We start from the raw sequence: 12157 nt of genomic DNA, 5'->3' as shown, positions 1-12157 counted from the left end.
GTTCATCGGGAGGAAATAGAAAATGGCAAACCGCATTCTCATCGTAGACGACGCAGCATTCATGCGCATGATGATCAGAGATATTTTAACGAAAAACGGGTACGAGGTAGTTGGGGAAGCCCAAGACGGCGCGCAAGCGATCGAAAAATTCAAGGAGTTTACTCCTGATTTGATTACGATGGACATTACGATGCCTGAGATGGACGGAATTACGGCTTTGAAGGAAATTCGTAAGCTGGATTCGAACGCTAAAGTCATCATGTGCTCCGCGATGGGGCAACAAGCTATGGTGATCGATGCGATTCAAGCGGGTGCCAAAGATTTTATCGTAAAACCTTTCCAAGCGGATCGGGTTATCGAAGCCATCAAGAAAACACTGGGTTAAGTTAAAGTCAGGAGCGTTGAAGGTTCATGCGAAGTTACGGGCTCGTTGAAGAGGTTCCAAAGGTTGGATCCGCGTCGGCTTGGGATTTAATCTGGGTGTTGTTCGTTCTCGGAATCATCATTGGTTTGATCGTTCTGATTTTACGGTTTTTCGCTAAACGCAATCGCGGTTGGGGGATGAATCGATCTCTTCGTCCTCTGGGAGGATTTCCTCTCGGGACGAACAAATCGATGCAAATCGTAGAATGGAACGGTCGAATCTATGTGCTCGGCGTAGGGGATGACGTCACTCTGATAGAGTCGATCACGGAGCCGGAAGTCGTTGCGGCTCTGCTTGCCGAGCACGATTCCAACACGGCCAATACGGGACCTTCGATGCCTGATTGGCTTCGCAAGTGGGCCGGGCGCAACAATCCGCCAAACGATGAAAATTCCTCCAATCAATCGGGAAACGACGTAAGCTTCGAGCAGACGTTGGAAAATCGGTTGCGCCAGCTCTCCGAGAGAAGACAAAAAGTGGAGCAGTTATTGGAGGATAGTCGTTCCGGAGATCGGACAGATAAGAGATGAAGAAAAAGATACTCTACAGTTTCGTGGCGCTGCAAACGCTTTTGATCGGATTCCAGGCATCGGCTTTCGCAGATCCTATTATCGGTGTTACTTTAGGCGATGGATCTGAGCCCGTTGGAGCTTCCGCTCTATCGATGCTGCTTCTCATTACGGTACTCAGCCTTGCTCCTGCCATTCTAGTATTGATGACTAGCTTCACAAGAATCGTTATCGTGCTCGGATTCGTTAGGACTTCGCTGGGCACGCAACAGATGCCGCCCAATCAAGTATTGATCGGCTTGGCCTTATTCATGACGCTGTTTATCATGGCTCCAACGTTCTCCACGTTAAACGAAACGGCTCTTAAACCGTATTTGGCTGGAGAGATTACGCAGACGGAGGCTTTGCAGAAAGCATCCGTACCGATGAAGGAGTTTATGTACAAGCATACGCGCGAAAAAGATTTGCTATTATTCATGAACTACACGAAAACCGAAAAGCCGGCTACATATCAAGACATTCCGATTACGGTTCTGGTTCCTGCCTATGCCATAAGCGAATTAAAAACGGCATTCCAGATGGGTTTCATGATTTTCATTCCGTTTCTGGTCATCGACATGGTGGTTGCCAGTACTTTAATGGCCATGGGGATGATGATGCTTCCGCCGGTAATGATTTCGCTTCCGTTCAAGATATTGCTCTTTGTGCTAGTCGACGGTTGGTATCTTGTCGTTAAGTCTCTGTTGACCAGCTTCAATACTTGAATAACGCGTAATCGTCAGGTAGGAGGGTATACATGACTTCTGAGTTTATTATCGGTCTAGCGGGACAGGCATTGTTTACCGTTCTTAAAGTTAGCGCGCCCATGCTCGGAATTGGATTGATCGTCGGGCTTATCGTCAGTATTTTTCAGGCAACGACCCAGATCCAAGAGCAGACGCTTGCTTTCGTACCCAAGATCATCGCCGTATTCTTGGCTCTATTGATTTTCGGTCCGTGGATTCTTAATATCATGGTCGATTTCACGAGTCGATTGCTAGGAAATTTGGCGAACTACATTGGGTGATAACGAATGGAACTAATCATGCAGGTTTTTCCTGCCTTTCTGCTTGTTTTTTGTCGAATTACATCGTTTTTTGTAGTCGCACCCGTTTTCTCATCGCGAACGTTTCCGGCCACGATTAAGATCGGTCTCGCTTTCTTTGTATCGTTGATCGTTTTCCTAACCGTTGGTTTCGATTCTAAGATCGCGACGGACGCGACTTTTATCCTTGCGATTATTCGCGAAGTCTTTGCAGGACTTATTATTGGTTACGTTTCTTATCTGTTTTTCGCGATCGTTCAAACTTCCGGTGCTTTTATGGATATGCAGATGGGATTCGGAATCGCGAATATCGTCGATCCGATAACCGGAGTCTCGGCACCCATGATGGGCAACTTGAAGTTTATGCTGATGACGCTCGTGTTTCTATCCGTAAACGGCCATCACTATTTGCTTGCCGCGATCATGGATAGTTACAAATGGTTGCCTCTTGACAATCAACTGTTTCAAATCTATTACAGCGGGAATATAACGGAGTTTCTGACTAGAACTTTCGCTGATACCTTTCTGCTGGCTTTACAAATATCGGCTCCGATCGTCGTTGCAATGTTTTTGACGGATTTTGGGTTGGCATTGTTGGCGCGAACCGCTCCGCAATACAACGTATTCGTCATTGGTATTCCAGTAAAAATCATTGTCGGTTTGGCGTTGTTGGTTCTGCTTTTGCCTGGGTTTGGTATTCTGTTTCAAATGATCTTCGATCACATGTTCCAAGCGCTAGAGAAGCTGTTTACCATCATCAAGACATCCTCTTAATTGTAGGTGCCGATAGAGGAGGTTGCATCATGCCCCATAATCGTCTAAGGATGGACTTGCAGTTGTTTTCAGGCGAAAAAACGGAAAAGGCGACGCCTAAGAAACGCAGCGAGAGTCGAAATAAAGGACAAGTTGCGAAAAGTCCCGAGATTCCTAGCTCGTTGATCCTTCTCGCATGTATCTTTTGTTTGATCATGCTTGGTCCCTTTTTGCAAAGGCAGTTGTTGGCCATGTTCGGCGACGCTTTTATGCACCGCTTAAACATGGAAGTAACGGATCAAAACGTTCTTAGTTTGTTTGGGAATTACGCGATTCAAATCTTAATTTTGTTAGCGCCGATTTTCATCGTCGTTCTGGTTGTCGCATTCGCGAGTTACTACGTTCAGATCGGCTGGTTGTTCACGTTCGAGCCTTTGAAGCCGAAGCTCGAGAAATTAAATCCGATTGAGGGCGCCAAAAACCTTTTCGGAGTACGATCTCTCGTTGAATTTCTCAAAAGCTCGTTAAAGCTTATAACCGTCGGATTAATCGTGTATTTGGTGTTATGGTCGAAAAAAGATCGGATGCTGGAGTTAGCTCACCTGCCTATACAAGACATATTTTCGTTTGTCGGCAGTCTAACGATACAGCTTGGGATCTACGTAGCCGCCTTGTTATTCATTCTGGCGATCGGAGATTTTTTCTACCAACGTTACGAATTCGAGAAAAACCAGAGAATGAGCAAGCAAGACATCAAAGACGAGTACAAGAACATAGAAGGCGATCCGCTGATCAAGGCAAAAATTAAGGAACGCCAGCGAAGAATGGCGCTCATGCGGATGATGCAAGAAGTACCGAAAGCGGACGTCGTTATTACGAACCCGACTCACTTTGCCGTTGCGTTGAAATACGATTCCGAGAAAATGGATGCGCCGACGGTCATCGCGAAAGGCCAAGATTACTTGGCTCTGAGAATAAGGGAAATCGCTAAGCAGAACGAAGTCATAACTATGGAAAATAAGCCACTCGCCCGCGCGTTGTTCGAGAGGACGGAAGTAGGACAAAGCGTTCCAGGCGATCTCTTCCAAGCGGTAGCGGAAGTTCTGGCATACGTATATCGGCTCAAAGGCCGGAGGTAAATATAGGAGAGAGCATTTTAATCTCGGTGCGTGTGGCGCGTAGAAGGAGGAAAAAGGTTATCACGGAGAGTTTACGTCCGCCTTTAAAATCGAGTTGCATCCGCAAACATCTCATCAATGGCAACCTCGATTTTAACCAGCGGCGTAGTGATGACCTCTTTTCCGGATTCGCAGCATGCAGCAACACGTACAAGAATTAAACATGCGAACGGGAGGGACGCGTCATGAAAATCCGGGACTTAAGCATACTCATAGGCGTCATCGGCATTGTCCTGATGATGGTCGTTCCAATTCCCAAAGGGCTTTTGGATGTTTTGCTCATTATCAATATTTCCATAGCCATTATGATTTTGCTTATCGCTATGAACACTCGAGATGCGTTGCACTTTTCGATTTTTCCGACTTTGTTGTTGATCACAACGATCTTTCGATTGGCCCTCAACATATCCACGACTAGGCTCATTTTGTCCGAGGCCGATGCCGGTCACGTCGTAGAGACGTTCGGACGGTTCGTTGCCGGCGGTGAAATGGCGGTCGGCTTCGTCGTCTTCCTCATCCTCGTCGTCGTGCAGTTTATCGTTATCACGAAAGGTTCCGAGCGTGTCGCGGAGGTTGGTGCCCGGTTTACGCTCGACGCAATGCCCGGTAAACAAATGAGTATCGACGCCGATTTGAATGCCGGATTGATTAACGAGCAACAAGCGAGAGAACGCCGCGAAAAGATCGAAAAAGAAGCGGATTTTTATGGGGCGATGGACGGAGCGAGTAAATTCGTCAAAGGGGATGCCATTGCTTCCATTATTATCGTTCTAATAAACTTGATCGCCGGATTTGTTATCGGAATGGCCATCCACGGAATGGATGTCATGACATCGCTCGAAACGTATGCCATTCTATCGATCGGTGACGGTCTCGTCAGCCAAATTCCGGCTCTTCTCATCAGTACTGCGGCGGGTATCATCGTCACGAGGGCAGCTTCCGAAGGAAATATGGCAGATGATTTAAGCAAGCAACTGCTTCGTTATCCTAAATTGTTGTACATCGTTGCGGGTACGGTTGCGCTGCTTGGATTGGCGACGCCGATTCCTCTTCTTAGCACGATGCCTTATGCAGCGATTTTGGCTATCGCCGGCTATAGATTGCAAAAAAACCTGAATCGGAAACAGCAAGAAGAAGAGTTGCTCGTCGAAGAAAAACAAATCGAGGAAGTTCGAAGCCCGGAAAGCGTCATCAGCTTGCTTCAAGTTGATCCGATCGAATTCGAGTTCGGGTACGGACTCATTCCGCTCGCGGATACCCAACAAGGCGGAGATTTACTCGACAGAATTATCATGATTCGACGGCAATGCGCGCTTGAAATGGGATTAATCGTCCCCGTTATCCGAATTCGCGACAATATTCAACTAAAACCGAACGAATATGTCATAAAAATGAAAGGAAATACGGTCGCTCGTGGCGAATTATTGATTCATCACTACTTAGCCATGAGTCCGGGGTTCGACGACGATTCCGTCACGGGAATCGAGACCCAGGAACCCGCATTCGGTTTACCTGCATTATGGATCGATGAAGCTACCAAAGAGCGTGCCGAGATGGCCGGTTATACCGTCGTCGATCCTCCATCGGTCGTCGCGACCCATCTCACGGAAGTGATTAAGAAGTACGCGCATGAACTGATCGGCCGACAAGAAACGAAAGCGTTGGTCGAAAGCGTCAAGGAAACGTATCCTGCCCTTGTCGACGAGCTGATTCCTTCGATACTGAGCGTCGGCGATGTACAAAAAGTGTTGTCCAAGCTGCTTAAAGAGAAGATTTCGATCCGGGACTTGGTCACGATTTTCGAAACATTGGCGGATTACGGCAAGTTTACGAAAGATCCCGAAGTATTGACCGAATACGTTCGTCAAAGCTTGTCGAGGCAAATTACGCAGCAATACGCTACGGCATCCGAGCCTCTTAAGGTCATTACCGTGAGTCCGGCAGTGGAGAAGAAGATCGCGGATGCGGTCCAACAATCCGATCAAGGCAGTTACTTGGCAATGGATCCCGCTTCTTCTCAAGCGATCTACCAACGTTTGACGGAACAAGTCAATCGATTGGTGCAATCGGGGCAACAGCCGATCATTCTAACATCTCCGACGATTCGCATGTATTTACGCCAGTTGCTCGAACGCAGCTTACAAGATATTCCGGTTATTTCCTACAGTGAGTTGGAGCCAAGCATTGAAGTGCAGAGCGTTGGGGTGGTGAGTGCATGAAGGTAAAAAGATATATTGTCGATGATGTGCCCGAAGCCGTGCAAATGATACGCAGCGAGCTTGGATCCGATGCCGTCATTCTAAATACGAAAGAAATCCGCGTCGGCGGATTTCTTGGCATGTTCCGCAAGAAACGTATGGAAGTGATAGCGGCGGTTGACGAAGCCGCCAAGAAGCCGCCCGCTCGATCTCCAATGCCTGCAAGGGCTCCGGAGAGAAAAACTTTTGCTCCTCCGATCGAGGAACCGGTTGCGCCTTCGCCGCTATTGCCTTCCAATGCGGTAAGAGAACGCTATTCTCAGCCTCCTTTCGCGGATAGCGGTAGGAAGCCGATTACGCCATCGCCATCCCATTCCGACATCCACACGGATTCCGGTTTATCGGATGCGGCGAAATCGAATGCTTTCCTCGCGAGTTTGGAGCTGGCGAAATCAACCCAAGAGCGAGTCAGTCCGTTGCCGGGGATCAGATCGGAATCGCCTTTGCCGGATGTCCATACGGAATCCCAAAGGACGGACAAGCCGTTTGCTCCGTCTGCAATCGCGGTTCAAACGTTAGAGCCGCGAGAAAACAAAGATACGATTGAAGAAACATCGGCTTTGCTCATGGAATTGCGTTCCATGAAAGAATTGATGACGAAGATGGCGAAACAGCAAACCTACCGAAGCATGCCGGAATCCGTTATGAGATGGAGCAAAAGATTGGCAGAGCAAGGGGTCGAGCCGGTTTACGTCGAGCAGTTCGCGGAGGCGATTACCCATCGACTGAGCGAAATCGGCGATGAGGGTCTTGAAGCTTCATATGAAGCGGCTCGTAACGTACTTCTATCCTGGCTGGTCAACGCGAAAGGGACCGGAATCGAAGAAACAACCCGAATCGTTCATTTCGTTGGGCCGACCGGAGTAGGGAAAACGACGACAATCGCCAAACTTGCTGCCGAACAATCCTTTAATTATCGAAGAAGCGTAGGATTTATTACTGCCGATACATACCGGATCGCTGCCGTTGATCAATTACGAACCTATGCGGATATTTTGAATATCCCGCTGGAAGTCGTATTCTCGCCAAGCGAATTAACCCGCGCGTACAAAAAAATGAGCGATCACGATCTGTTGTTCATGGATACGGCAGGACGCAACTATCGGAACGAGTTATTCGTTTCCGAGGTGAACAGCTTGCTTGCGCCCGGCGAACAAACGGAGACGATACTTGTTCTGAGCATGACGCATAAATACGCGGATATGAAAGCCGTAGCTTCCCAATTCGTCAAATACGGAGTCAATCAACTTCTACTGACGAAATTCGACGAGACGGACTCCTTCGGAGCCGTTATCAACCTAGTGAAAGAGTTCGACTTCCGAATATCCTATCTCACTTGCGGCCAAGCCGTTCCCGACGATATTCAACCTTTCGTTCCGGAGGATCTGGTAAGCCGTATATTGGGAGGGCCGGCAGATGATTGATCAAGCGCAGGCGCTTCGGCACTTGGTTCATTCGAAAGATCTGAGCACGGCAAGAACGACTCGGGTCATTACCGTGACAAGCGGGAAGGGCGGGGTAGGAAAATCTAATTTCAGCCTTAATTTCGCAATGGCACTGCAAAATAGAGGATATAGCGTACTCGTCTTCGATGCAGATATAAGCTTTGCCAATATTGACGTATTGCTGGGGACTCCCGCCAAATACAATTTGATTCACTTGCTTAAAGGCGAGAAAACGATCTGGGAAATTATCCAGATTGGACCGAGCGGGCTGCAGTTTATTGCAGGCGGCTCCGGCTTTCAAGATTTGGTACGGTTAAGCGACCAAGAGCTAGAGTACTTTTCGGAACAAATCGGCAAACTGCACGGACATGTGGATTTTATTTTGTTCGATACGGGAGCCGGATTGTCGAAGGAGACGGTAAGATTCATTACGGCCGCGGAAGAGACGATCGTCGTAACGACTCCCGAGCCGACTTCTATCACGGATGCATATGCCTTGATTAAGATGTTGAAAACGATGGGGCACGATATTTCTTTCCGATTGGTCGTTAACCGAGTAACGGACGACAGGGAAGGCGTTCAAACGGCGGACAACATCCGCCAAGTGGCAAGCAAATACTTGGGGTTGGAAATACCGGTGCTTGGCTTCATTCCGGATGACGCAAACGTCTCCAAGGCGGTCAAGCGCCAGACCCCTTTATCTATAGCGTTCCCGGATAGCCAAGCGACGAAAGGAATCGACAGCATTACCGCTCGTTTCTTGATGGAAGAGCCGAAGTCGTCTTCTGCGCGCGGCCTACCGGGCTTCTTGCAAAGAATGAAAAGACTATGGAGTTAAATTAAGGTTTGGCAATGATTTGAAGTTCCGTCGCAAACACATCTAGATTAACGAAGGAGGCTCGCCTAATGCCGGAATTTAAGGTGTTGATCGTAGATGATTCCCCATTTATGCGCAAGGTGTTCAGTGACGTCATCGATGCTGACGCTGCCTTCGAAGTATTGGCGACGGCCTCGAACGGTAAAGAAGCCGTTGATTTAACGTTGAAGCTTAAGCCCGATATCATAACGATGGATTTGGAAATGCCGCTTTGGAATGGAATCGAAGCATTGAAACGTATTATGGCGCTTCAACCGACACCGGTGATCATGCTCTCCGCTGTGACGGATAACGGGACGAGGGATACGATTAGAGCGCTTCAATACGGAGCGATCGATTTCATCCGCAAGCCGGATGGTGCCGTTAAGCTGGATATTCGCCAGGTTGGAGAGCAACTGCTTGAGAAATTACATATCGCATTAGAAACGGTAAGCAGCGGTGCATTAAGAATGTTGCCCGCAGTTGAGGAACAAGGGGAAGCGGCGGCCGAAATCATCCCCGTTGTGGTTGACTCTCCTAAACCGCCCGTGGAGAAGACCAAAAAACCGGATGTGCCGGCAGAACCTTTGCTCAACAAAACGAGGATCGTAGAGAGCTTCAAGCCGCCGGATCAGCCGGTAAAGACGAGAAACGCGGAGCTTCCGAGAAAACTCGACAGAATTCCGGATAAACCGGATTCAAGTAGACTAAAGCCGAATCACGCAAGCCCGGGAATATCAACTTCCAGATTGCCGGAGAGACCTCTTGTTAAAGACCTTGCCAGTCAAACCGTTAAGAAAGCCGCATCGCTCGAACTTAAAACGGCTATGCCTAAGAAGAGCGTTCGAACGACTGTAACCGAAGCGCAGGCCAACCGGGATCAATCGCAGGCGATTCCGCCAACAACGAATCCCAAGCCCACTTCTTCGTTTACGCACTTGGTCGCTATCGGCACTTCAACGGGAGGACCTAGAGCTTTGCACGAAGTGCTAACCGGTATTCCGGCTGATTTCCCTGCACCTATATTGGTTGTCCAACATATGCCTCCCAAGTTTACCCACTCGTTGGCGCAGCGCTTGGACAATTTCTGCAGTATTAACGTCAGGGAAGCCGTGGACGGCGAACTTATCGAGACCGCGACCGCTTACATAGCTCCGGGCGGAAGACATATGACGCTTCGGAAAGAGGTGACGGGAACCTACCGGATCAAGCTGTCCGATGAAGTCCCGAAAGGCGGGCATAAGCCGTCGGTTGACGTGATGTTCGAATCCTTGGTCGGGCATCCCCAATTGAAACGGCATATCGTGTTGATGACCGGAATGGGAAGCGACGGAGCGAAAGGGATGAAGGCGTTGCAAACGGACGGTGCCCAAACGACGATAGCCGAAGCGGAACAAACTTGCGTCGTATACGGAATGCCTCGTTCGGCGGTAGAGCTCGGCGCCGTTTCTCAAATATTGCCTCTGCAAGGAATAGCACCGGTTCTCGTTCAGGAAGTGAAGTCTCGAAAACCATAATATGATTAGCTGAAAGTTCAGCCAACTAGGAGGTGTCCGGCCAGTGGAAATGAATCAATACATGTCCATGTTTATCGACGAGTCTAACGACCACCTGCAATCGCTGAACGAAAATATGCTTCGGCTGGAGCAACAACCGGAGGATATCGGCATCGTACAAATTATTTTCCGTTCCGCGCACACGTTAAAGGGAATGTCCGCGACGATGGGCTTCGAGGACCTTGCGTCCTTGACGCACGAAATGGAAAACGTGCTGGATCTCGTTCGGAATGACAAGCTTCGCATGAACGGCCATATTTTCGATACGTTGTTTAAGTGTTTGGATGCTCTTGAAAGCATGGTCCAGGATATCATTAACGGCGGAACGGGAAAAAGCGACGTAGGTGAGCTCGTACAGCGCTTGAAGGCGATCGTAAAAGGCGACTTCGCAGGCGGGGCCGCTAAAGCGGCAACTTCGGCGCCTACGGAAGCTGTATCCGCATCTCTCGTGTTGGATCAATTTCAACTTTCCGTGCTTAGTCAATCGATGGAAAGCGGACATAAGGCTTATTTCATAGAAGTGAAAGTTCGAGACGATTGCTTGCTTAAGGCAGCGCGTGCTTATATGGTGTTCGACGTTCTGGAAAGAAACGGGGAAGTCGTCAAGGCTCATCCGTCCGTTCAAGAAATCGAGCAGGAACAATTCGATCGCAGTTTCTCGGTCTACTATATCTCGCAAGTCGATGAAGCTTCGCTTCGCGATCAAATTTCGCGAGTGTCGGAGATCGAATCCGTTAACCTTAACGTTGTCGATAAAGAGTCGCTCGACATGTTGGAAGGTTCTAAAGGCTCATCCGAGAAAGTAACGGAAACGGTTCAGGAAGTAGCGGCTACGCTAGCTCCCGCAAGTTCTGTCGCGACACCGGCCGCGGAGAGTCCCGCTGCTCGATCTGCGCCTGCGGCGCCTTCGACCGGAGGAACGGCACCTAGAACGATTCGCGTTGACATCGAGAGACTCGATTCGCTTATGAATCTGTTCAGCGAGCTATTGATCGATCGCGTTCGATTGGAGCAGCTTGCCTCGGAGGTTAAGCGTAACGATCTTACCGAAACGGTCGAGCATATGGCCAGAGTTAGCGCGGATTTGCAAAACATCGTACTGAAGTTGCGGATGGTACCGGTAGAAAGCGTCTTTAATCGGTTTCCGCGGATGGTTCGCGACTTGGCCAAATCCCTGGATAAGAAAGTCGATCTTGTTATCGTCGGAGCGGAAACGGAACTAGATCGCACGGTTATCGATGAAATCGGCGATCCTCTCGTCCATCTCATCCGAAATGCCGTCGATCATGGAGTAGAGCCTATTACGGAACGCGTGAAGCTGGGCAAACCGGAAGTCGGAACGGTACATCTGCGGGCATTCCACAGCGGAAATCATGTCTTCATCGAGATCGAGGAGGACGGTAAAGGAATTAACCGTCCGAAAGTGTTGGAGACGGCGATTAAACGCGGTGTCGTTAGTCCGGATGAAGCGAAAAAACTTAGCGACGACGAAGTTAATATGTTGATATTCGCAGCGGGATTCAGCACAGCCGACAAAGTATCGGACATTTCCGGCCGAGGCGTCGGACTGGATGTCGTGAAATCCAAAATTACCGCGCTCGGCGGTCATGTTACCGTAACATCGACATTAGGAGCCGGAACCAAGTTTTCTATCCAATTACCGCTTACGCTGTCGATCATCGCGGCCATGTTGATCAAGCTCGGTTCCGAGAAATACGCCTTCCCGTTATCTTCAATCGTGGAAACCGGGTCCGTTAAACGATCCGCGATTCGGACCTTACACGGAAACCGCATCATCGACTATCGTCAGTCGATCATCCCGGTCATTTCATTGGCTGCCTTGGTGGATTCACCGGATTATCGCGATGAAGAGGAAGCGGAAACGGAAATGCTTATCGTACGCAAAGGGGACAAGCAGGCCGCGATTCTCGTAGACGAGTTTATCGGACAAAGCGAAATCGTACTTAAACCTCTCGGCAAATATTTGGCAGGCAATCTTGGAGTCGTTTCCGGAGCAACCATTCTCGGAGACGGGCACGTGGCATTAATCGTAGATCCAAACGCACTGATTAAGTAAAATACCGGACTCTAAGG

11 protein-coding genes are annotated in these 12157 nt (G+C 49.0%); all 11 read left to right on the top strand.

Translation table 11 applies throughout. From position 1 onward, the window contains the following. Window positions 1–22 precede the first annotated feature (22 nt). The gene (locus tag HH215_RS09385; protein WP_169279664.1) at window positions 23–385 is read left to right on the top strand and encodes a response regulator; all 363 of its coding nucleotides are present in this window, start codon (window positions 23–25) and stop codon (window positions 383–385) included. 26 nt (window positions 386–411) lie between these two features. Next, window positions 412–954 (top strand): flagellar biosynthetic protein FliO, encoded by a 543-nt coding sequence (locus tag HH215_RS09380; protein ID WP_169279663.1) that lies wholly within the window; start codon window positions 412–414, stop codon window positions 952–954. After that, the gene (gene fliP / locus HH215_RS09375) at window positions 951–1697 is read left to right on the top strand and encodes a flagellar type III secretion system pore protein FliP (protein WP_169279662.1); all 747 of its coding nucleotides are present in this window, start codon (window positions 951–953) and stop codon (window positions 1695–1697) included. Before HH215_RS09380 ends, fliP begins: the two co-directional genes overlap by 4 nt. Before the next feature lie 32 nt (window positions 1698–1729). Beyond that, the gene (gene fliQ / locus HH215_RS09370) at window positions 1730–1999 is read left to right on the top strand and encodes a flagellar biosynthesis protein FliQ (protein ID WP_169279661.1); all 270 of its coding nucleotides are present in this window, start codon (window positions 1730–1732) and stop codon (window positions 1997–1999) included. A gap of 6 nt (window positions 2000–2005) precedes the next feature. Next, complete coding sequence (fliR, locus tag HH215_RS09365; protein ID WP_169279660.1) at window positions 2006–2791, top strand: flagellar biosynthetic protein FliR; 786 nt, start codon at window positions 2006–2008, stop codon at window positions 2789–2791. A 29-nt stretch (window positions 2792–2820) separates the two neighbouring features. Beyond that, a complete protein-coding gene (gene flhB / locus HH215_RS09360; RefSeq protein WP_169279659.1) occupies window positions 2821–3909 on the top strand; it encodes a flagellar biosynthesis protein FlhB in 1089 nt (362 codons plus the stop codon). A gap of 224 nt (window positions 3910–4133) precedes the next feature. Further along, window positions 4134–6167 carry a flagellar biosynthesis protein FlhA gene (gene flhA, locus HH215_RS09355; RefSeq protein ID WP_169279658.1) on the top strand — a complete coding sequence of 678 codons (2034 nt, stop codon included), beginning with the start codon at window positions 4134–4136 and terminating at the stop codon, window positions 6165–6167. Next, window positions 6164–7630 (top strand): flagellar biosynthesis GTPase FlhF, encoded by a 1467-nt coding sequence (gene flhF, locus HH215_RS09350; protein ID WP_169279657.1) that lies wholly within the window; start codon window positions 6164–6166, stop codon window positions 7628–7630. The genes flhA and flhF overlap by 4 nt, the downstream gene beginning before the upstream one ends. Next, window positions 7623–8489, top strand: coding sequence for a MinD/ParA family protein (locus HH215_RS09345; RefSeq protein ID WP_169279656.1), 867 nt, complete (start codon window positions 7623–7625; stop codon window positions 8487–8489). The genes flhF and HH215_RS09345 overlap by 8 nt, the downstream gene beginning before the upstream one ends. A 68-nt stretch (window positions 8490–8557) precedes the next feature. Then, complete coding sequence (locus HH215_RS09340) at window positions 8558–10024, top strand: protein-glutamate methylesterase/protein-glutamine glutaminase (protein ID WP_169279655.1); 1467 nt, start codon at window positions 8558–8560, stop codon at window positions 10022–10024. A 43-nt stretch (window positions 10025–10067) separates the two neighbouring features. Further along, the gene (locus tag HH215_RS09335; protein ID WP_169279654.1) at window positions 10068–12140 is read left to right on the top strand and encodes a chemotaxis protein CheA; all 2073 of its coding nucleotides are present in this window, start codon (window positions 10068–10070) and stop codon (window positions 12138–12140) included. The last annotated feature ends 17 nt before the right edge of the window (window positions 12141–12157 follow it).

The organism is Cohnella herbarum, assembly GCF_012849095.1.
GTDB lineage: Bacteria > Bacillota > Bacilli > Paenibacillales > Paenibacillaceae > Cohnella > Cohnella herbarum.
The sequence above is the reverse complement of the archived record's forward strand: the minus strand, read 5'-3'. Positions and strand labels throughout refer to the sequence as shown.